General features: G+C 65.3%; 22 protein-coding genes. 11 read left to right on the forward strand and 11 right to left on the reverse strand.

The window, feature by feature from the left end; translation table 11 throughout:
* Nucleotides 1–34: 34 nt before the first annotated feature.
* Nucleotides 35–1030 carry a diaminopimelate epimerase gene (locus ATY02_RS25140; RefSeq protein WP_068582866.1) on the reverse strand — a complete coding sequence of 332 codons (996 nt, stop codon included), beginning with the start codon at nucleotides 1028–1030 and terminating at the stop codon, nucleotides 35–37.
* Nucleotides 1031–1097: 67 nt separating this feature from the next.
* On the reverse strand, nucleotides 1098–2096 hold the full coding sequence (locus ATY02_RS25145; protein ID WP_068582864.1) for a cyclase family protein: 999 nt from the start codon (nucleotides 2094–2096) through the stop codon (nucleotides 1098–1100).
* Between the two features lie 99 nt (nucleotides 2097–2195).
* Here ATY02_RS25145 and ATY02_RS25150 point away from each other — a divergent pair, with 99 nt between their 5' ends.
* A complete protein-coding gene (locus ATY02_RS25150) occupies nucleotides 2196–3086 on the forward strand; it encodes a LysR family transcriptional regulator (RefSeq protein WP_068582862.1) in 891 nt (296 codons plus the stop codon).
* Between the two features lie 3 nt (nucleotides 3087–3089).
* Here the strand turns inward: ATY02_RS25150 and ATY02_RS25155 are convergent, their stop codons facing one another.
* Nucleotides 3090–3560 carry an Lrp/AsnC family transcriptional regulator gene (locus tag ATY02_RS25155; protein WP_068582860.1) on the reverse strand — a complete coding sequence of 157 codons (471 nt, stop codon included), beginning with the start codon at nucleotides 3558–3560 and terminating at the stop codon, nucleotides 3090–3092.
* Nucleotides 3561–4030: 470 nt separating this feature from the next.
* Between ATY02_RS25155 and ATY02_RS25160 the strand changes: the two genes are divergently transcribed.
* Nucleotides 4031–5182, forward strand: coding sequence for an MFS transporter (locus ATY02_RS25160; RefSeq protein ID WP_068582857.1), 1152 nt, complete (start codon nucleotides 4031–4033; stop codon nucleotides 5180–5182).
* A gap of 172 nt (nucleotides 5183–5354) precedes the next feature.
* Here the strand turns inward: ATY02_RS25160 and ATY02_RS25165 are convergent, their stop codons facing one another.
* From ATY02_RS25165 to ATY02_RS25185, 5 genes are all read right to left on the reverse strand, one after another.
* Nucleotides 5355–7799, reverse strand: a complete 2445-nt coding sequence (locus ATY02_RS25165; protein ID WP_068582854.1) for a TonB-dependent siderophore receptor — start codon at nucleotides 7797–7799, stop codon at nucleotides 5355–5357.
* 96 nt (nucleotides 7800–7895) lie between these two features.
* Nucleotides 7896–8879: a FecR family protein gene (locus ATY02_RS25170; protein WP_068582851.1), complete on the reverse strand. Its 984-nt coding sequence runs from the start codon at nucleotides 8877–8879 to the stop codon at nucleotides 7896–7898.
* Between the two features lie 40 nt (nucleotides 8880–8919).
* A complete protein-coding gene (locus tag ATY02_RS25175; protein ID WP_053137336.1) occupies nucleotides 8920–9420 on the reverse strand; it encodes an RNA polymerase sigma factor in 501 nt (166 codons plus the stop codon).
* Nucleotides 9421–9500: 80 nt separating this feature from the next.
* The gene (locus ATY02_RS25180) at nucleotides 9501–9653 is read right to left on the reverse strand and encodes a hypothetical protein (protein WP_022639787.1); all 153 of its coding nucleotides are present in this window, start codon (nucleotides 9651–9653) and stop codon (nucleotides 9501–9503) included.
* Nucleotides 9644–10549 carry a DMT family transporter gene (locus ATY02_RS25185; RefSeq protein ID WP_068582847.1) on the reverse strand — a complete coding sequence of 302 codons (906 nt, stop codon included), beginning with the start codon at nucleotides 10547–10549 and terminating at the stop codon, nucleotides 9644–9646. Before ATY02_RS25185 ends, ATY02_RS25180 begins: the two co-directional genes overlap by 10 nt.
* A gap of 154 nt (nucleotides 10550–10703) precedes the next feature.
* Between ATY02_RS25185 and ATY02_RS25190 the strand changes: the two genes are divergently transcribed.
* Nucleotides 10704–11279 carry a helix-turn-helix domain-containing protein gene (locus ATY02_RS25190; RefSeq protein WP_068582843.1) on the forward strand — a complete coding sequence of 192 codons (576 nt, stop codon included), beginning with the start codon at nucleotides 10704–10706 and terminating at the stop codon, nucleotides 11277–11279.
* Between the two features lie 88 nt (nucleotides 11280–11367).
* Nucleotides 11368–11814 (forward strand): hypothetical protein, encoded by a 447-nt coding sequence (locus ATY02_RS25195; protein WP_068582841.1) that lies wholly within the window; start codon nucleotides 11368–11370, stop codon nucleotides 11812–11814.
* 15 nt (nucleotides 11815–11829) lie between these two features.
* Here ATY02_RS25195 and ATY02_RS25200 read toward each other — a convergent pair whose 3' ends face one another.
* Entirely contained in the window at nucleotides 11830–12246 is a 417-nt protein-coding gene (locus tag ATY02_RS25200; protein ID WP_068582838.1) for a hypothetical protein, read from the reverse strand.
* Between the two features lie 266 nt (nucleotides 12247–12512).
* Nucleotides 12513–13322, reverse strand: coding sequence for an AraC family transcriptional regulator (locus tag ATY02_RS25205; protein ID WP_068582835.1), 810 nt, complete (start codon nucleotides 13320–13322; stop codon nucleotides 12513–12515).
* Nucleotides 13323–13795: 473 nt separating this feature from the next.
* Here ATY02_RS25205 and ATY02_RS25210 point away from each other — a divergent pair, with 473 nt between their 5' ends.
* The 5 genes from ATY02_RS25210 (at nucleotide 13796) to ATY02_RS25230 (ending at nucleotide 15941) form a co-directional block, all read left to right on the forward strand.
* Complete coding sequence (locus ATY02_RS25210) at nucleotides 13796–14095, forward strand: YXWGXW repeat-containing protein (RefSeq protein WP_068582831.1); 300 nt, start codon at nucleotides 13796–13798, stop codon at nucleotides 14093–14095.
* Between the two features lie 48 nt (nucleotides 14096–14143).
* Entirely contained in the window at nucleotides 14144–14725 is a 582-nt protein-coding gene (locus tag ATY02_RS25215; RefSeq protein ID WP_068582828.1) for an RNA polymerase sigma factor, read from the forward strand.
* On the forward strand, nucleotides 14722–15159 hold the full coding sequence (locus ATY02_RS25220) for a hypothetical protein (protein ID WP_068582826.1): 438 nt from the start codon (nucleotides 14722–14724) through the stop codon (nucleotides 15157–15159). Before ATY02_RS25215 ends, ATY02_RS25220 begins: the two co-directional genes overlap by 4 nt.
* On the forward strand, nucleotides 15156–15635 hold the full coding sequence (locus ATY02_RS25225) for a periplasmic heavy metal sensor (protein ID WP_068582822.1): 480 nt from the start codon (nucleotides 15156–15158) through the stop codon (nucleotides 15633–15635). Before ATY02_RS25220 ends, ATY02_RS25225 begins: the two co-directional genes overlap by 4 nt.
* 93 nt (nucleotides 15636–15728) lie before the next feature.
* Nucleotides 15729–15941, forward strand: a complete 213-nt coding sequence (locus tag ATY02_RS25230; RefSeq protein WP_068582819.1) for a YXWGXW repeat-containing protein — start codon at nucleotides 15729–15731, stop codon at nucleotides 15939–15941.
* 110 nt (nucleotides 15942–16051) lie between these two features.
* Here ATY02_RS25230 and ATY02_RS25235 read toward each other — a convergent pair whose 3' ends face one another.
* A complete protein-coding gene (locus tag ATY02_RS25235) occupies nucleotides 16052–16927 on the reverse strand; it encodes a LysR substrate-binding domain-containing protein (RefSeq protein WP_068583032.1) in 876 nt (291 codons plus the stop codon).
* A 216-nt stretch (nucleotides 16928–17143) separates the two neighbouring features.
* Between ATY02_RS25235 and ampC the strand changes: the two genes are divergently transcribed.
* Together ampC and pcsA are read left to right on the forward strand one after the other, a co-directional pair.
* The gene (gene ampC / locus ATY02_RS25240) at nucleotides 17144–18316 is read left to right on the forward strand and encodes a class C beta-lactamase (RefSeq protein ID WP_068582816.1); all 1173 of its coding nucleotides are present in this window, start codon (nucleotides 17144–17146) and stop codon (nucleotides 18314–18316) included.
* Between the two features lie 242 nt (nucleotides 18317–18558).
* Nucleotides 18559–19275, forward strand: coding sequence for a phosphatidylcholine synthase (gene pcsA / locus ATY02_RS25245; RefSeq protein ID WP_053137528.1), 717 nt, complete (start codon nucleotides 18559–18561; stop codon nucleotides 19273–19275).
* Nucleotides 19276–19326 lie beyond the last annotated feature (51 nt).

Genomic DNA, 19326 nt, shown 5'->3' on the forward strand with positions numbered 1-19326 from the left:
GCGCCCGGGCGCAGCCTCGCCAGCTCGGCAGCGGCTACAGGGGAATGCGTTGGGCGGTGCCGAACAGGCTCACGCGATGCAGGACTGCGTCGCGCTCCTCCAGGCGCAGCGGCGCGGTGCCACCCGGCATCACCACCTGCACCTCGCCGGCCTTGACCCAACCCACTCGCCAGGCGGCGCAGGCCACGGCACTGGCACTGGTGCCGGAGGACGCCGTCGGCCCCTCGCCCCGCTCGAACACCCGGGCCACGATGCGCTGCGCCGACTCGCGAGCCGCCCATTGCAGGTTGACCCCGGCCGGGCACGGCTCGCCACTGCCCACCGGCAAGGCGAAGGCCGTGGCGGTCAGGCCCTCGGCCAAGGGCGGCTCAAGCATCTGCCGGTTGTCCGGCAAGGCGCTGGCCTCGTCCACCAGGGTCACGCAATGGGGATTGCCGACCCGCACGAACTGGCTGTATTCCCATTGCGGGTTCAGCGCCTGCAACGGAGCGACCTGGCTCAGTTGGCGTCCATTGAACGTCACTGCCTCGACGCCCAGGGCCGCCACCGCCTCGGGGCCGAACGCCGGTTGCCCGAGATCCAGCCAGAAGCCCTGGACACCCGCCACCTGGGCTGGCTCCACGGCCGTGGTCACTGGCGAGAGGCCGGCGCCCTGGTCGTGATGGACCTGCAACAGGGTCTGCCCCGGGTCCTGCAGCAGCCCTTGCTCGGTCAGGGCCTGGGAGAAGATCGTCAGGCCGTTGCCGCTGCGCTCGGCCAGGGTACCGTCGGTGTTGACGATCAGCAGGTCGAACGGCGCCTCCTCCTGGAACGGCCCCACCAACAGGCCATCGCTGCGGTGGGCCTTGGCTCCGGCCGGGCGGCTGCCCGGCGCCCAGTCGCACAAGGCGGCGATGGCCTGCTCGGCCCATAGCCGTCGGTCCCGCGCCGCCTGGGCTGCTGTACCCGGCAGGGCCACCCCCAGGCGCCGCAACGCCGCCGGCGAGACCACGCCATAGATATTGCCCCGTGCATCGTAGAACGCCGCCATCGCCCATCTCCGGAAAAAACCAGCCGCTGACAGTACGGCCAATGCCACGGCTGTACCAGAGGGGAGATCAGCGAATCGGCAGGGCCATCGGCCGGATCGGCGCCGCATCGGCACCACGCAACTTGAGCGAGGCACCGATAAAGGCGAACTGGTAGACCTTGTCCCGGGCCAGGCCCTCGAGATTCACCAACTCCATGATCGGCGCGCCCTGCATCGCCAGCAGGTAGGTGTGCAATGGCAGGTAGTTGCCCTCGATCTCGGACGGGAAGGTCTCGAAGCTCAGGTTGTCGGCCCCCACCACCATGGCACCGCCCTCTTCCACCAGGAACTTGGCGGCATCCAGGCTCAGGCCCGGCGGGTTGGCCATGTACACCTGGGCGTTCTCGTAGTCACGCATGCGCCCGGTACGGATCAACACCACATCGCCCTTCTCCAGGGCCACCTTCTGCTTGGCCAGGGCCTGCTTGAGGTCGGCGCGGGTCACCCGATAGCTGTCGGCCAGCTGGTCCAGGCCCTTGGCCGCGGCCACATCGATCATCACCCCGCGAGCAATGATCGGTGGCAGCTTCTCGGCCCCGGTGACGTTCCAGCCCCGGTCGCCCAGGTGTTGGTCGGCGCGGAAGCCGTTCCAGATCTTGCCGTTGAGCCCGAAGTGGTTGAGGGCGTCGATATGGGTGCCCATGTGGGCGTACATCGACACCGCCGAACCGCTGTAGCTGACGTGCTGGTTCATTGGCTCGCCGACCTGCATCGGGTCGGCGATCACATTGCCGTGGGGGGTGTGGGTCATCCACATCTGGTATGGCGGATCGCCGGCAGCCTGCCAGCTGGGCATGCCGACGAAGTAGTCCACCGCCAGGTCGTAGGCCTGCTCGCCACTGACCCGGGACATGATCGCCGCCCGCGATTGTGGGGTGATCAGGTTCAGGCGGCCGATCTCATCCTTCGGCCCCCAGGGGCTGATGCCCACGTCTGGCTGCTGCGCGGTGGCAGCGCTGCAGGCGGCACTGATGAGCGACAGGGCCAGGACCCCGGGAAGGATTTTCGACATTGCGCGGATACCCATGACAACACTCCTTTGAAGTAGAGGTGGCCATGGTATTGGTCGCTTATTCAGAGATAATCAGCCAATTGGTGAATAGATATTCAACTTAAGGGAAACAATATGGATGTACTGATGGCCATGCGCACCTTTCGCCGGGTGGTGGAACGCGCCAGTTTCAGCCTTGCCGCCACCGACCTCGGGCAGTCCACCGCCGCGGTGAGCAAGCAGGTCCGGCAGTTGGAGGAACGCCTGGGCAGCTTGTTGATCTTGCGTACCACTCGACGCATGAGCCTGTCGGAAGCCGGGCAAAGCTACTTCACCGAGTGCTGCCACCTGCTGGACGAACTGGACGCCCTGGAGCGCGCCACCCAGGCCGGGTCGAGCGAGCCCGGCGGGCGCCTGCGGGTCAACGCGCCGCTGTCGTTCGGGCTCAAGGTGCTGTCGCCGATCCTGGTGGCCTTCATGCAGCGCTATCCGCAACTGCACGTGGACCTGACCCTCAACGACCAGGTGCTGGATGTGGTGGGTGAAGGGTTCGACGTGTCGCTGCGGATCCGCCGCCAACTGGAAGACTCATCGCTGATCGCCCGCCACCTGGGCCAGGTCGAGCAGGTGATCTGCGCCGCACCGGGCTATCTCCAGGCCCAGGGCACGCCAGTGGGCATCGCCGACCTGCACTCGCATCGCTGGCTGGCCTATCGCCTGGCCGAGCATCCCGGGCGCTGGCAACTGGAAGGTCCCGAAGGCCACACCCGGCTGGAGCTGCCGGTGCATTTCGCGGTGGACAACAGCCTGATGCTGGCCGACATGCTGGTGGCCGGCCTGGGCATCGGCGCCCTGCCCGGTTTCGTCGCCCAGCCATTGCTCGACAGCGGTCAATTGTTGCGGGTACTGCCCGACCAGAGCCTGCCCAGCCGGCACATCTACGCCCTGTATCCCAGCCAGCGGCACCTGTCGCAGAAGGTCCGGGTATTTGTCGACTTCCTGGTCGAGGCCTTGCAGCAGCCTTGAAGATCAATCAACGGTGGGCACCTCCAGCCCAACCTTGACCCGGTTCATCGCCACCAGGGTCTTGAAGCGCTTGACATTGTGGTTGTCGAAGAACAGCTCGCGGGTCAGCTGGTTGTACTGGGCCATGCTGCGCACGCAAAAGATCAGTACGAAGTCGCACTCGCCAGCCACGTAGTAGCACTGCTGGACCTGGGGGCAGGCCTGGAAGCTGCGCTTGAGCGCATCGAGCTGGTCGATCCGCTCGCTCTCGACTTCCACCTCGACGATGATGCTCAGCTCATGGCCCAGGGCATCGGGGGCGACCACTGCGGTATAGCGTTCGATCACCCCCTCCTCGGCCATGCGCTTGAGACGGCGGTTGACCGCTGCGGTGGACAGGTTGACCCGCAACCCCAGTTCGCTCTGCGCGGTGCAGGCATCGCGCTGCAGCTCGGCGAGCAGCTTCAAGTCGTAGGCGTCGAGGCTGGTGGTCATGGCGGGGCTCCGGATACGGCACGGGGGAAGTGGAATGATATTGCGCAAAAGCGCGCGATTATGCGCAACGAACGCGCTGCCTGCGCAAGTTTGTTCCGGCCTGCCGCAGCGATCCAATGACAACCTCAGGGCGCTCGCCAATTCATGGGGCTCCCCCTGGGAATGCTTGCCCGAGCAAGACTGCCTCTGCTCGACACCCCTGGGGTGATCAGCCACGACGCGAATCGCGGTCAGGGCCCACAGGGTTATTTCTGCAACCTTGGCTCGCCAGATTTGTCACAATCCCCGACTCGGCCGCACGGGTGACCTGCGCTACCTGGCGACCAGCGGCGGATTACCCTGGGTATCCGTTCGCCCATGCTCCTGATCAATAGTGAAGACGCCACCGACACCGGGCCCTACCAGCACAGGGTCGGCGAGACGGCACGATCGGCGGTCCCCCGCACGATGCCCGGCCAGCAAGGATTTTTATGACTGCCAGCAACACCCACTTCCAGGCCACCCCCGGCCGCCTCGAACAGATGTCCACCCGCGTGGCCTATTTCATCGCCGGTTTCGGCATCGCCGCCTGGGCTCCGCTGGTGCCCTACGCCAAGAGCCGAGCCGGACTCGACGAGGGCACCCTGGGCTTGCTGCTGTTGTGCCTGGGCGTAGGCTCGATCCTGGCGATGCCCATTGCTGGCGCCCTGGCCGCACGCCATGGCTGCCGGCGGGTGATGGCCGTCGGCACCTTGCTGATCTGCATTGCCCTGCCCTTGCTGGCGACCCTGGCGTCGGCGCCGTCGCTGATGTTCGCCCTGTTCATGTTCGGCGCCGGGCTCGGCACCGTGGACTCCACGGTCAACCTGCAAGCGGTGATCGTCGAGCGAGCCAGCGGCAAGACCATGATGTCGGGGTTCCACGGCATGTTCAGCCTCGGCGGGATCGTCGGTGCCGCTGGCGTCAGCGCCCTGCTGGGCCTGGGTTTGTCGCCCCTGGGAGCGACCCTGGCGGCGGTGGTACTGATGCTGCTGGCCCTGGCCAAGTCCGCACCGCACATGCTGCCCTACGGCAGCCAGAGCTCGGGACCGGCCTTTGCCGTGCCCCACGGCGTGGTGCTGTTCATCGGGTGCCTGTGCTTCGTGGTGTTCCTGGCCGAAGGCGCGGTGCTGGACTGGAGCGCGGTGTTCCTCACCGCCGAGCGCGGCCTGGACACCGCCTACGCCGGCCTGGGTTATGCCGCCTTCGCCCTGACCATGACCGCCGGGCGCCTGACTGGCGATGCCATCGTCCATCGCCTGGGCGCCCGTCGGGTGATCTTCATCGGTGGTGCCACCGCGGCGGCCGGCATGCTGCTGGCCACCCTGGCCCCGGCCTGGGAAGCGGCGCTGCTGGGGTACGCCCTGGTGGGCGCGGGGTGCTCGAACATAGTGCCGGTGCTGTACACCGCAGTGGGCAAGCAGAAGGTCATGCCCGAGGCCATCGCCGTCCCGGCCATCACCACCCTGGGTTACGCCGGCATCCTCGCCGGGCCGGCGGTGATCGGCTTCATCGCCCATGGCAGCAGCCTGAGTGCAGCCTTCGGCCTGATCGCCGCGGCGCTCTTGGCAGTGGCCGCCAGCAGCAAGGTGCTCAAGGTCTGAGCCCCCGGCCATGTAGCCACTGCTGAGCCTGCAAAGCTGCGCACGGGGCGCAGCACCCGCAGGCCTCGCACCCCGCGTGCCAGGCCCGACGCGCCGACAACACCAGCGTCTGCGGCGCAGCCGTACGCAGCCTGCGGCAGCGGCTACACGAAGCCAGCAGCGGCGGCACGTCTCAGAAGCCGACGCTGGCCTGGATGAAGAAGGTCCGTGGCGCGCCGACGTAGATCCCCGAGTTGTTGTCGCTGGAGCGGGTGAAATACTGGCGGTCGAAGACGTTCTTCACCCCGGCGCCCAGCTTGAGGTTCGACAGCTGCGGACCGAAGTCATAGCCACCACGGATGTTCCACAACACGTAGCCGGGCATGTCGCCATACTGGCCGTCGGCGCTGCCATCGGTGATGTAGTTGCCGCTGAAGGAGCCGTTGGCATTCACGCCTGTACCCGGAGAACGTTGCCTGGACTGGGCGAAGGCATCGATGTTGTAGGTCCAGCGATTGATGTCGTAGCGCAAGCCGGCAGTGGCCACTTGGCGCGAGTAGAACGGCAGGTCGCGGCCCTTGAAACCAGGAATCTCGCCTTCGTAGCTGGCCCGGGTGTAGGTGAAGCCGGCGTTGGCGCTCAGGCCTTCGAGACGCGGGTCCAGGCTCCCCAGGTTGTAGTGCACAGAGGTTTCCACACCCTGGTGCTTGGTAGCACCGAGATTGGTCCAGCCCACGTCGTTACTGATGTACTGCAGCTCGTCGTCGAAGTCGATGTAGAACAGCGTCACCTCGCCCCCCCAGACATCATCGTTGTAGCGCGTGCCGATTTCGTAGGTCTTGGCCTTCTCCGGGCTCAGGCCGTTGGCGGTCTGGTCACCCTGGCCGCCCTGGCCCAGTTGGAAGTACTGCAGGCTGCCAAAGGACGTCTCGTAATTGGCGAACAGCTTCCACGCATCGGACAGGTGATACATCACGCTCAGGGCCGGTAGCGCCTCGTTACTGTCGATGCTGCGGCGCTTCTCCTGAACGCGTATGCCGTTGGTTCCCGGCACCGGTCGGTCATGCCAGCGGGTGCTGATGTCCTCGAAGCGGATCCCCGGGGTGATGGTCCAGTTGCCGACGTCGATCTTGTCGTCGATGTAGTAGGCATGGGCCTCGGTGCCGCCGGTACGGTCCTGGTAGACGTGACCATCGGAATCCTTGGTCAGCACCGGCTGGTTGTTCACCAGGGCGACGCGGCTGGCCTGCTCATGCATGCCTTCCTTCAGGTAGCGATAACCCACACTCACCTCCTGGGTGGTGGGCCCGAGGTCGAATACATGGGACACCCGGGGCTCGATGCCGAAGGTGTAGTAGGTGCGCGGATAGGACACCAGGGTCTTCTGGTCGCGGGCAGCGATGTTGCTGCCGCGGAAACTGTCGGAGTAGTAGGTCAGCACCTCGAACTGGGTGCGGTCGTCCACCTGGCGCAGGTACTTGAAGGACAAGTCCTTGCGCCGGCCACTGAAGTTGTCCCAGTCCCGGTCGGAGTCGTAGGGGTGGGCATCGTACTGCTTCTGGGTCAGGCCGCCGGGCATGTCGGCGGTGGCATCGTAGTAATGCAGGTTCAGCGAGAAATCGTCCTGGTCGGTGGGCGCCCAGTGGGTCTTGAGGATCACGTCGTCGATGTCGTTGCCGTTATTGCGCTCGCGATAACCGTTGCCATTGACCCCGGAATACAGCAGCGCCACCCCCAGGCCGTTGTCGGCGGTGCCGCCGAGAAAGGCCGTGTCGATATGCTTCCAGCCGCCACGCTGGGAGGTTTCCAGGGTCGTGCCGATTTCCCCGGTGGCTTTCTCCGGGATGGCCCGGGTCACGAAGTTGATCACCCCACCGACGTTCTGCGGCCCGTAGCGTACCGAACCGGCGCCACGCACCACATCGATGCTGTCCAGGTTGCCCGAGGAAATCGGCGCCATGGACAGCTGCGGCTGGCCGTAGGGCGCGAAGGCCGCCGGCACGCCGTCGATCAGCACCGTGGAGCGCGGCGACAGGCGCGAGGTCAGGCCGCGCACACCGACGTTCAGGGCGATATCGCTGCCGCCGGTACCGTTGGCGTCCTGCACCTGCACCCCCGGCACCCGGCGCAACACATCGCCGACGTTCATCGCACCCTGCTCGACCATGGCCTCGCGGCGGATCACCGTACGTGCCCCCGGATGGTTCTGGACTTTCTCGGCATCGGCATCGGCCAGCCAGTCGCCCACCACGCTGATGCTGGTGGAGTCCAGCTGCAGGGTACCGGCGGCGGCAGCCGGGGCCGGGCTCAAGGTCACCGAACTGCCGTCGATCCGGTACTGCAGGCCGCTACCCTGGAGCAACTGGCCCAGGGCCTGCTCCGGGGAGAGGTTGCCATCCACCGCCGGGGCCTGCTTGCCAGCCACCAGCTCGGGGCTGAAGAACAGTTGCAGCGAAGTCTGCAAACCCAACTGGCCCAGGGCCTGGCCCAAAGGCTGGGACTGGATATGGATGGCATTGGCGCCCTGTGCGGCCTGGGCCTGGGGCAATGCGGCCGACACCGCCAGGGCCAGCGCCAGAGGCAGCCAGCGGCGGGTGGGCAAGGGTGATACGGCAGGAAGAACGGTTATTTTTGTCACGTCGGCGGCTGTCCTGTGGATCGCACCAGGGTGCGTCTGTTAATGCAAACCAGTTGCGTTGGACAAGAAGACGACGAACTGAAAAAAAACCTGAATCTAACGGGAAAAAATTTCCTGGCTGCCGTCGGCCCGGGTGCGTACCGCCACCGGCAGGATGCTCGGCAGGGCTTTGAGCAGGGCGTCGGTGTCATCGGACTTGAATACGCTGGTCAGGCGCAACTCACCCAGCGCCGGACTGGCCAGGTGCAGCGGCTGCTGGCGGTAGCGCGCGACCTCGGCCAGCACATCGGCCAGCCGGGCGTTGTCGAACACCAGCTTGCCGTGGCGCCAGGCCGTCGAATTCTCGGGATTCACCGCGTAGGCCGTGGCCACCCGGCCCTGGGCGTCGACATGGGTCCCAAGGCCCGGAGTCAGGGTGATGAAGTCATCGGCGCCAGCCTGCCGGCCCTGGACCTTGACCCGCCCCTGGGCCACCACGACCCGGGTCTGTTGCGGATCGCGGCGCACGTCGAAACGGGTCCCGGTCACCGTGACCTTGCCCGGGCCGGCATTCACCACGAAGGGTCGGGCGCTGTCGTGCTCGACGCTGAACAGGGCCTCGCCCTCCTCCAGCTCCACCAGGCGCTGGTCCTGGGCATAACGGACCTGGAGCCGGCTGCGGCTGTTGAGTTCGACCTGCGAACCGTCGGGCAAGGCCACCAGGCGCCGCTCGCCCAGGGCGGTGGCGAAGCTGGCGCTATAGGAAGTCGTCGGGCCCAGGCCGCTGAACGTACCCAGGGCCACCGCCACGACCAGCACCGCAGCCGCCGCGGCCACACGCAACCACGGGCGCCGCCTGCCGGTAGCCGCAGGCTCGGCGCACAGGGCCTGCAAGCGCTCCGCTGGCACCAGCTCCGCAGCGGCCCATAACGACTGCAACACTTGCCACTCATGGTGGTGTTGCGGGTGTTCGGCCAGCCAGTGCTGGAAATCCGCCTGTTGCTCCTGGCTCAGCCCGGGCTCTTGCAGACGCACGAACCACTGCGCCGCCTCATCGCGAACCTTGGCCTGTCCACAGGCACAAGCGCGGCTGTCCATCATGCGGATTCCTGTTTGGCAGAGGGTGAAGAAGCCTTGCGACTCATGGCAGCGGCCCATCCAGGCGCTCGCGCAGGTGCCGCAGGGTGCGGATCATATACTTTTCCACCATGTTTTTTGACAGCCCCAGGCGCTCGGCGATCTCGGCCTGGGTCAGGCCCTCGATCTTCTGCCAGACGAACACCTTGCGGCAGTTCACCGGCAATTCCCCCAGGGCCCGTTCGACGGACGCAGCCAACTGCAACGCATGCATGAAATGCTCGGGATCGCCGCTGGGCGACACGCCAAGCTGGGCCTGGTGTTCTTCCAGGCCTGCGCGCCGGTCTTCACGGCGAAAGGCATCCACGGCGATATTGCGTGCGGTCTGGTGCAGGTAGGCCCGCGGCTGTTGCACGCTGGCGGCGTCGGACTCCAGCACCCGGACGAAAGTGTCATGGGCCAGGTCCTCGGCCTGCTGGCGATTGCGCAAGCGCCGGGTCCAGGTGCCGATCAACTCTTCGTAATGCTCGAAAAAGCCTGGTCTGCGGGGCGGCTTGGCTGTCATCGCGATGCGCTGGAAAGGTGGGGTGTGAATAGTAATGCTTCGCATTAATGCCGGCAATGGACTTGCCGACCGCTCGCCTCCTAGCGGCTATAGAACCTTGGTGGTTCGACAAACAGGTGGGTCTGCCCGGCCACCAGCCAATCCCCCAGGCACGGTTGCAAGTGGGCCAGGCAATGCAGCAGTTGCCACGCCTGGGCATAGGGAAAGTCCAGCAGGCGCAGGCTCAGTCCCATGTCGCCCTCCCCTGGCGGATGCTGCGCACGCGCAGGTTCCAACCGAGATTGAGCCCGGCGGCGGCCAGCAGGATCGCAGCGCCGCCCAGGACCTGTAGCCAGCCCAGTCGGTGGCCGAAAACCAGCCAGTCCACCAGCACCGCCACCAGCGGATAGATAAACGACAGGGCCCCCACCAGTACCGTGGACAGCCGCTGGATGGCGCCATAGAGCAAGGTCGACATCAAGCCGGTGTGGACCACGCCGATGGTCACCAGGTAGAACCAGGCCTCGCCGGCGGGCGCTGGCAGCGAACCCAAGGCGAAAGGCGCGCTGAGCAGCATGCCGAGCAGCATCTGCAGCAGCACGATCAACGGCGCCGGGACTTCGCGCAGATGCTTGGTGGTAGCCGCGGCGATGGCATAGAAGAAGGCCGCGCCCAGGGCCAGGAGGATGCCAAGCAGGTAGTCGCCGCCGACCATTCCCGAGGCAGGCCGGGCACCGACGATGAACAGCATTCCGGCGAAGGCCAGGGCCAGCCAGCCGAGCTTGCCCGGCGTCAGGCGCTCGCCGAACAGCAATGCCCCCAGGCCCACCAGCATGAACGGCTGGGTGTTGTAGACCACGGTGGCCACGGCGATCGAGGCCTGGCTGTAGGCACTGAACAACAACACCCAGTTGAGCATCAGCGCGCAACCGCCCAGGGCGATCAGCGCCACCTGGCGCCCGCTCAAGCGCAAGCCACGCAACAAGCCCAGGCCGGCGCAAGCCAGCAACATCGCCAGGGCGCCGAACACACAGCGCCAGAACACCACCACCCAGGGGGACTGGCCGGAACCGACCACCAGCCAACCCACAGTGCCCGAAATCAGCATGGCCCCAAGCATTTCCAGGGTTCCGCGAGTCTTCACCTTCATCCCATCCCTCTCGATCACAGGCGCTCGGACATGGACGGGTGTGAGAAACTCCGACGCAGGGCCAGCGAAATCCATTAAAACGAACAATTATTCGATATAATGAACACCGACATTTATGCCCGTCAAGGATCTCAAGGATGATTTAATAGACGTTATGAACGATAAAACGAACGAAATGAACGAACTCTCCCCCATCGGCCTGCTGGCCCATGCCATCAAGCGCGAGCGCCTGAACGCCGGATTATCCGTTTCGGAACTGGCCAAGCGGGCCGGGGTGGCGAAATCCACCCTGTCGCAACTGGAAGGTGGGGTGGGCAATCCCGGCATCGAGACACTGTGGGCCCTGGCCATGGCCATGGGCCTGCAAGTCACCAAGTTCCTGGAACAGCCCGCCCCGCAACTGAAGGTGATCCGCGCGCACGAAGGCGTGACCGTGCACGCCGAGGACGCGCCCTATGCCGCCACGTTGCTGGACAACTGCCCGCCGGGGGCGCAGCGCAACCTGTACCGGGTGCTCGCCCAGCCCGGTCGGCCACGGCAGTCCAGCGCCCATCCACCGGGCACGGTGGAACATGTCTTGCTGTGCCGCGGACGAGCGCTGGCCGGTCCGCTGGAGCAGCCCCTGAACCTGGAGCCAGGGGACTACATCAAGTACAGCGCCAGTACCCCGCATCTGTTCGAAGCGCTGGAACCGGACACCCTGGCCCTGGTGGTGATGGAACATCCCTGATCAGCGCAACCCAGTCCCACGGCACAGGTATTTATCTGTGCCGTCGAGTCTGGAATCATGCTCCCTCTCCCTACAGGATCGAGCCCCGATGCCACTTCTACCGCGCCTGGCCACCACCCTGCTCGGGGTGCTGCTGGGCAGCCTGGCCGCCCACGCCGCCCAGGCTCCTGAGCCGCATATCTACTACAGCCTGGTGCCCGGGCATTACCTGTTCATCGGCAAGGAGCCGGACGGTGGGCCGACATATTCCGGCACGGCGGTGATCCGCTTCGAAAACCAGGCCCTGACCCTGGTCAAGACCCTCAATGGCCAGACCACCACGGCCATTGGCAAGGTGGAGCGGGCGGTGATGGGCGAGGCCGAAGTGTTGCGCTTCAGCTGGCCGGGGCACAGTTCCACCTGCCTGGTGCGGGGTGACCTGGACAACTACTCGCGCCTGACCTGCTACTGGGTCAAGGCCGGGATCGAACACCTGGAGCCGGGCCTGGAAGCCTACTTCCCGACAGAAACCTGGCCTGGCCACCAGCACGAGTGATGGCCGCCCCCGCCCCTACCAGTTGTGCTGGTTATTGCGCGACGGGGCGAGCAACTGGCGGGCCAGGTTGGCCGCTGCCAGGGGCGATGCGCTGTGCAGCAACGGATACCCCCAGAACTTTTCATAGTTGCCGGCAAAGGCCTCGACCCCGGCCTGGGCCTCAGGCTCCGGGGCGATCACGATCATAGCCTTGATCCAGCGCTGGATCGCGGCCTTGTTGCGCTTCATCCACAGCGCCCCTTGCTTGAGCAAAGCCTTGCTCTGCTCGCTGGCGCGCTCCTGTGGATCTGGCATGCCCTCGCTCAACAGGACGAAGGCATGGCCGCGCTCCATGAGTTGCTCGAGTTGCTGGAAGGGGTCGGTTTCAAGATCCGGACCGGGGGCGACGTTGCGCATCCAGACCAGTGGGAAATGCTGGTGATCGAAGTACATGGGACACCTCATGATGGCTTTCAAACAAGAATGCTTATCATCTTCGAGAGGCAATCTGTCCGCATCAGTCAAGATCGACAAGTTATTGATCAATCCAGCCAAAGATCGCCGCCAGGCCGTCGCTTCGTGTAGCCGCTGCCGCAGGCTGCGCACGGGCGCGTAGCGCTCGCAGATCCCGGGTGGTCGGGCGAGCGCTGAAGGCCCTGCGGGCCTTGGCGCAGCCTCGCAAGCTCGACCGCGGCGACAGGAATAGGCGTGAAGCGCAATTACAGGTCGCTGTCCAGGGCCTGGCGGCGCTCGGCGAAAAAGCGTCCCGGCGGCTGGCCCACCGCCTTCTTGAACATGCGGATAAACGCACTGGCGCTGTCGTAGCCCAGGGTCAGCGCCACCCGCTCCACCGAATCACCACGCCCCAGTTGCTTGAGCCCCAGCAAGATATGCAACTGGCGCTGCCAGCGGCCAAAACTCAACCCGGTTTCGGCCAGGATCAGGCGGCTCAGGCTGCGTTCGCTAAGACCGATCAGCTCCCCCCACCGCTCCAGGCTATGGCGTTGCTGCGGCTGTTCGAGGATCTGCTGGGCCAGGCGGCGCAATTGAGCATGCCCAGGCATGGGCAAGTGGATCTGCTCGCGCGGGGCAACGGCCAGCTCGTCCAGGGCCACCGCCATCAACCGCCCCTCGGCGCCGTCCAGGTCGTAGAGCTGCGGCAACTGCGCACAACGGCGCAACAGCTCCTGCAGCAACGGCGACACCGCCAGGGTACAGCAGGCATCAGGCAACTCCCGGGCCTGCTCCGGCTCGACGAACAGGCAGTAACCCTGGGCATGCTCCAGCCCCTGGACCCGGTGCGCGACCCCGCTGGGAATCCAGACGGCGCATTGCGGTGGCGCCAGCCAGAGACCCTCGGCGCTTTCGCAGCTGAGCACCCCGGCCAGGGGGAACAACAACTGCGCCTTACGGTGGCTGTGCCAGGGTCGCTCCCAGCGCTCCTCCTGGGCCGAGATGCGAAAGGCGCACACCGGACGCGCGATGGCGTCCGGGTCCTGGATCTGATCCTGTTGGTCGAACTCGGGCATGTCGGTCCCTGCAACGGTTACGTCGGTTGCCCGCCGCCCCAGTGGGTTGCATGGCAAGGCCGGCCATTGTGCCGGGGGGCCAGCCCTCAGCCAACCGCGGCACGACCCCAGGCAGGCCTAGCGGTAGTAACCATAGCGGTAGCAGCAATGATGATAGTGCCCGGGGTACACCACGCAGCCGCCCAGGGACAGCAGAGTGGCCATGACCAACAGCAGTGCGATACGGCGCGTCATGATCGATTCCTCATGGGTTCGTCGAGATGGCCGGGGATGTGCCCCGGATATCGCTTGAACGTGATGAGCACGGTATTTCCGTCGCCCTGGCCAGAACATTTCCAGCCACGTGCCTGGCTGAACCCGGGTTGAATCATCCGCCGAAAAATATTTCATCGCGCCGCGACGGATTGCGCCGCCATCTATCGTTGAACCCATCAGCTGCGTGCATCAGCCAACGCAGGCCTGAAGGAGTCATCATGAAGCTTGCCCGTTTCCTGTTGCTGGTCCCCCTGGCGCTCAGCGCCTTGGCCAGCAGCCCCTCATTCGCCCAGACCGTGATCATCCAGCAGGCCCCACCGCCCATGCGCTACGAAGCACCGCCCATGGCTCGCCCCGGCTACGCCTGGGACCGCGGGCATTGGGGCTGGCAAGGCCGTGGCTACGTCTGGGTGCCTGGCCACTGGCAACCGGTGATGCGTCGTGGCCACTGGATCCCCGGGCATTGGCAGGCCCGTGGGCCGAACTGGTTCTGGATCGAAGGTCACTGGGCTCGCTGAGCCCGACACCCTCTGGACTGCCCCATTACCGGACCGAGAATCGCCCATTTGAACGACACCGACCCGGACCTGGAACTGCTGGCCCGCATCGGCAACAACGAAGCCCAGGCCGTGAAAGAAATGGTCACTCGCAAGCTGCCGCGCTTGCTGGCCCTGGCCAGCCGCCTGCTGGGGGATGCCGACGAGGCCCGGGACATCGCCCAGGAGAGTTTCCTGCGGATCTGGAAACAGGCGGCGAGCTGGCGCAGCGAGCAGGCGCGCTTCGATACCTGGCTGCATCGGGTCGCGCTGAACCTGTGCTACGACCGTCTGCGGCGGCGCAAAGAGCACCTGAGCATCGACACCGAGCATGCCGTCGAGGTCGCGGATAGCGCCCCGACACCCGTCGACCAGCTCGAAGCCCAGGCCCAGAGCCAGCGCATGGCCCAAGCGCTGGCACAACTGCCGGACCGCCAGCGCGAGGCGATCGTCCTGCAGTACTACCAGGAACTGTCCAACACCGAGGCCGCGGCGCTGATGCATATCAGCGTCGAAGCCCTGGAAAGCCTGCTGTCGCGGGCCCGGCGCAACCTGCGCAGCCATCTGGCCGAGGCCCCCGGAGCGGACCTCTCAGGAAGGAGAACACCATGACCCCCGAACGTTTTGCGCAACTGGCCGATGCCTATGGCAGCGACCTGCGACGCTGGCCCGAAGCCGAACGCAGTGCTGCCCGCCGCCTGCTGGACACCGGCCACCCCGATGCCCTCCAGGCCTTGCAACAAGCCAATTGGCTCGATGGCCGACTGGACAGCTACCAGGTCCCCGAACCCAGCCACGCACTGATCCGGCACATCGTCGCCAGCGCGTCCGCGCAACAACGAGCGGTATCGCGCTGGCCCCGCCACTCCGGTTGGCTGGCCTCCCTGGGCTGGCTCGGAGTAGGTCTGAGCGGTGTTGCAGCCGGCATGCTGGCCGTCGCCTTGAGCCTGCCACTGCCCCACTCCACTGAGGCATTGCCGAGCGTTTTCGACCAGAGCGATGCGGAATTCGTCCTGAGCATCAACACCGAGGAGGCCGAGCAGTGAACCTGTCCCCCCGCCCACTGAAAACCTTCCTGGTGCTCTCGCTGCTACTCAACGTGTTCCTGGTTGGAGGGGTTGCCGGTGGTCTCTACCAATGGCTGGGCCAGCCCGGCCCCGCCCGGACCCTGGCAGTCCCCCAACACGGCCTGCGCCAGGCGATGGCACAGTTGCCCGAGGAACGCCGGCACCAGTTGCGCCAACTCCTGCGCCAGACCCGCAAGGACAGCCAGCCACTCCTGATGGCCGGACGCCAGGCACGCCTGGCAGTGGTCCGGGAGCTACAGGCCGATACCCTGGATCGCACGGCGCTGGACAACCAACTGGGTAAATCCCGGGAGGCCGACATCGCCCTGCGGGCCCGGGTCGACGAAACCCTGGCGGAGTTTGCCGGCAGCTTGTCGCTCCAGGAACGCCAGCACCTGGTGGAATCGATGTACCTGCGGGGACCTGGGAAAAACCGCGCGGCCCTGGGCAACTGAAGCACCAGCGACGGATTTCCTGCTGCCCCACGTTCAATCAGCAACGGCCCATCAATGTGGCGGGCCGGCTATTCATACTCAGGAAACCTGACCATGCATCGCGTCCTGCAAAGCCTTCTGATCGCCACCCTGCTCGGCACCACCCTGGCCGGCTGTGTCGTTGCCCCGGCGCATCCGCGTCGGCCACCTCCGCCGATCGTCGAAGTGGTACCGGTGGCGCCAGCACCGGGTTACCACTGGGTCGCCGGACATTACCGCTGGCGCGCTGACCAATGGGTCTGGGTACCCGGCCATTGGCGGTACTGAACGACGGGACAGTGCTTGGGCTACCAACAGCAGCGACCGCAAGTACAAGATGGCCTGCGATCGCTGAAGGCCCTGCGGCCCTTGGCGCAGCCTCACAGGCTCGGCAGCGGCTACAGGCTGGCCTGCTCCAGCAACCAGCCCTTGAACGCCCCCATCGCTGCGGTTTCCGCCCGGGACTGCAGGCGGGTCAACCAATAGCTGCCCGTCACGATGCCAATGGCGAAGGGTTGCTCGATTGCGCCACTGGCCAGTTGACGCTCGAACATCAGGGGTGGCGCCAGAGCTACGCCCAGGCCTTGCAGGGCGGCCTCGAGCATGCCCAGGGACGAATCGAAGACGATGCTCTGGGGCAACAGTGCCTGGGCTCCCAGGCCGGCGGCCTGAAACCACTGCGGCCACTCATCGGTACGGTAGGAGCGCAATAGCGTCTGCCCCAGCAAGTCCGCCGGGGCCTGCAAGTGCTGGGCGATCTCCGGAACGCACAACACCGACAATGGCGCCTGCATCAACTGCACCGCATCGGTGCCATGCCAGGCCCCGCTACCGAATCGAATGGCGTAGTCCAGGCCCTCGGCCGCCACGTCCACCCGATTGTTATTGGTGCTCAAACGCAGGTCGACATAGGGAAAACGCGCCTGGAAGTCACCCAGGCGCGGCAGCAGCCAGCCCACCGCGAAGGTACCCACCGCCCCCACCGTCAGCACCTCGCGGAAGTGCCCGCCATCGAAACGACCCAGGGTCTGGGCGATGCGGTCAAAACACTCACGCAGCACCGGCAGCAACGTCTCACCCTCACTGGTAAGCATCAGCCCACGGGGCAGGCGCTTGAACAACGCGACATTGAGCTGGGCCTCCAGGCTCTTGACCTGGTGGCTGACAGCCGCTTGGGTCACACACAGCTCGATGGCCGCGCGAGTGAAACTCAAGTGGCGCGCCGAGGCTTCGAAGGCCCGTAGCGCATTTAAGGGAAGATGTGGACGCAGCATGCTCATACCTTAGTTTTTCTAATAGCTCCTGCGAAATATCGTCGTTTGTCGACGCTGCGCAGACGGCCTAAATTGGCCTCGCTCGACCAGCGCCTCCCCCACCAGGAAACCTGCTCGAGCCTGCCTCCAGGAGGCTATCCAGATTTTTCGAAAGCTAAAGGACAGCGAAGGTTCCTGCGGCAAAAATAACCAAAATACAGGGAAAAACACACAATCATGCGACAAATAACCTTGAGCGGACTGACCATGGCCAGCGCCCTCACGCTGCTCATCGGCTCCTCCCAGGCCCTGGCCGGGACCCACCTGAACAGCCCGTTGAAATCCGGCATAGACGCCACCATCCGCCCATTGATGCATCAGCAGGGCATTCCCGGCATGGCGGTGGCGGTCATTGTCGATGGCCAGCGACATTACTTTAACTACGGCGTTGCTTCCAAGGACAATCAGCAGCCGGTGGACAACGACACCCTGTTCGAGGTGGGTTCGGTGAGCAAGACCTTCACCGCGACCCTCGCCGGCTATGCCCAGGCCAACGGCAAGCTGGCCCTGCAAGACCCTGCCAGCCAGTACCTGCCGGCCCTGCGCGGCAGCGTCCTGGACACGGTCACCCTGTTGCAGTTGGGCACCTACACCGCCGGCGGCCTGCCCTTGCAGTTTCCCGACGAGGTTCAGGGAGAGGCCAAGACCCTGGACTACTACAACACCTGGAAGCCCACTTTCAGCCCCGGCACCCAGCGCCAGTACTCCAATCCCAGCCTCGGCCTGTTCGGCTACCTGGCTGCCCGCAGCCTCGGCCAACCGTTCGACGAGCTGATGGAGCACACGCTGTTCCCTGGCTTCGCCCTCAAGCACAGCTATATCAACGTGCCCAAGGACCAACTGGATCACTACGCCCAGGGTTACGACAAACAGAACCGTCCAGTACGCGTCGGCCCTGGCCCCATGGACGCCGAAGCCTACGGCGTGAAGACCAGCGCCCCGGACCTGCTGCAGTTCGTTGCCGGCAACCTGCAACCGGAACACCTCGACCCGCTCCTGCAAAAGGCCGTGGCCAGCACCCAAAGCGGCTACTACCAGGTCGGCGACATGACCCAGGGCCTTGGCTGGGAGCGCTACGCCTACCCCGTCTCCCTGGTCCGACTGATGGCCGGCAACTCGTCGCAGATGGCCCTCGAACCCCACCCTGTGCAGTGGCTGACCCCCGCCCAACTCCCCAAGGCCAACGCGCTGTACAACAAGACCGGCTCCACTAACGGTTTCGGTGCCTACGTGCTGTTTGTCCCAAGCAAGCAGATCGGCATCGTGCTACTGGCCAACAAGAACTACCCCAACGAGGAACGGGTCAAGGCTGCCCACGCGATCCTCGGTTTGCTGGAGAGCGCCCACTAGCGAACACACCGCAACCGATCGCCGGACACCACGGGGCCAGTAGTGCCTCGTGGTGTTTTCCTTGTGTCGGCGTCCACCAGGCCTAGAATCAATCCAGCACTGTCGACCACGGGCCTGCGCCGGGTGATGCCGCGCTGAACCTTCCACGGCGTTTTCCGGTCGATAACTGCAACCTGGCCAGGGTTGCCGGCGCACATGCGCAGGCAATCACCCAGGCACCTCAGCCGCCGGAGAGACGCCCTGTGATAACGACAATGCAAATCGCCAGAATCAAAGCCTGGGGCGCCCATGGCTTCACCGCCACCGGGGTGGTCAGCGCCCTGCTGGCGACCCTGGCGCTGTTCGACAACCAGCCCAAGGCCTGCCTGTTGTGGCTGGGGGTGGCACTGTTGGTGGACGGTGTCGACGGTTCCCTGGCCCGCAAGGTCAAGACCAGTTCGGTGCTGCCCAACATCGACGGCTCGGTGCTGGACCTGGTGATCGACTACCTGACCTACGTGTTCATCCCGGCACTGTTCATCTATCGCTACATTCCGCTGCCGGAATACAGCGCCTTGCTGGCCACCTCGCTGATCCTGCTGTCGTCGCTCTTGTGTTTCTGCAACGTCAACATGAAGAGCCACGACAACTACTTCCAGGGCTTTCCCGCCGCCTGGAACGTCGTCGCCCTGTGCTTCTACCTGATCGAACCCGGTCCCTGGACCACCCTCTTGAGCATCTTCGTCCTGGCCCTGCTGACCGCGACCCGGGTGCAATTCCTGCACCCGTTCCGGGTTCGCAAGTGGATGCCGGTGAACATCATCGTGACCTTCGTCTGGCTGCTCAGCGGCGCCTTGCTGATCCTCGGCCACCCGCAGCACAACCCGGCGATCATGGGCCTGTGGCTGGCGGCCTCGGCCTATTTCCTCGGGATCTGCCTATGGCGCTCGGCACAGGAATGGCTGGGCAAGGGGGCTTGAAGCGACGCCATCAACGATGGCTTTAGAGCCGGAAGGAGGCTGGGGCCTCCT

It is taken from the genome of Pseudomonas sp. BIOMIG1BAC, assembly GCF_001705995.2.
GTDB classification, from domain to species: domain Bacteria; phylum Pseudomonadota; class Gammaproteobacteria; order Pseudomonadales; family Pseudomonadaceae; genus Aquipseudomonas; species Aquipseudomonas sessilinigenes.

Excerpts from the sequence above, each read along its gene's own strand:
- ATY02_RS25140 (WP_068582866.1), bottom strand. The coding sequence starts at position 1,030 with ATGGCGGCGTTCTACGATGCACGGGGCAATATCTATGGCGTGGTCTCG.
- ATY02_RS25145 (WP_068582864.1), bottom strand. The coding sequence starts at position 2,096 with ATGGGTATCCGCGCAATGTCGAAAATCCTTCCCGGGGTCCTGGCCCTG.
- ATY02_RS25150 (WP_068582862.1), top strand. The coding sequence starts at position 2,196 with ATGGATGTACTGATGGCCATGCGCACCTTTCGCCGGGTGGTGGAACGC.
- ATY02_RS25155 (WP_068582860.1), bottom strand. The coding sequence starts at position 3,560 with ATGACCACCAGCCTCGACGCCTACGACTTGAAGCTGCTCGCCGAGCTG.
- ATY02_RS25160 (WP_068582857.1), top strand. The coding sequence starts at position 4,031 with ATGACTGCCAGCAACACCCACTTCCAGGCCACCCCCGGCCGCCTCGAA.
- ATY02_RS25170 (WP_068582851.1), bottom strand. The coding sequence starts at position 8,879 with ATGATGGACAGCCGCGCTTGTGCCTGTGGACAGGCCAAGGTTCGCGAT.
- ATY02_RS25175 (WP_053137336.1), bottom strand. The coding sequence starts at position 9,420 with ATGACAGCCAAGCCGCCCCGCAGACCAGGCTTTTTCGAGCATTACGAA.
- ATY02_RS25180 (WP_022639787.1), bottom strand. The coding sequence starts at position 9,653 with ATGGGACTGAGCCTGCGCCTGCTGGACTTTCCCTATGCCCAGGCGTGG.
- ATY02_RS25185 (WP_068582847.1), bottom strand. The coding sequence starts at position 10,549 with ATGAAGGTGAAGACTCGCGGAACCCTGGAAATGCTTGGGGCCATGCTG.
- ATY02_RS25190 (WP_068582843.1), top strand. The coding sequence starts at position 10,704 with ATGAACGATAAAACGAACGAAATGAACGAACTCTCCCCCATCGGCCTG.
- ATY02_RS25195 (WP_068582841.1), top strand. The coding sequence starts at position 11,368 with ATGCCACTTCTACCGCGCCTGGCCACCACCCTGCTCGGGGTGCTGCTG.
- ATY02_RS25200 (WP_068582838.1), bottom strand. The coding sequence starts at position 12,246 with ATGTACTTCGATCACCAGCATTTCCCACTGGTCTGGATGCGCAACGTC.
- ATY02_RS25205 (WP_068582835.1), bottom strand. The coding sequence starts at position 13,322 with ATGCCCGAGTTCGACCAACAGGATCAGATCCAGGACCCGGACGCCATC.
- ATY02_RS25210 (WP_068582831.1), top strand. The coding sequence starts at position 13,796 with ATGAAGCTTGCCCGTTTCCTGTTGCTGGTCCCCCTGGCGCTCAGCGCC.
- ATY02_RS25220 (WP_068582826.1), top strand. The coding sequence starts at position 14,722 with ATGACCCCCGAACGTTTTGCGCAACTGGCCGATGCCTATGGCAGCGAC.
- ATY02_RS25230 (WP_068582819.1), top strand. The coding sequence starts at position 15,729 with ATGCATCGCGTCCTGCAAAGCCTTCTGATCGCCACCCTGCTCGGCACC.
- ATY02_RS25235 (WP_068583032.1), bottom strand. The coding sequence starts at position 16,927 with ATGCTGCGTCCACATCTTCCCTTAAATGCGCTACGGGCCTTCGAAGCC.
- ampC (WP_068582816.1), top strand. The coding sequence starts at position 17,144 with ATGCGACAAATAACCTTGAGCGGACTGACCATGGCCAGCGCCCTCACG.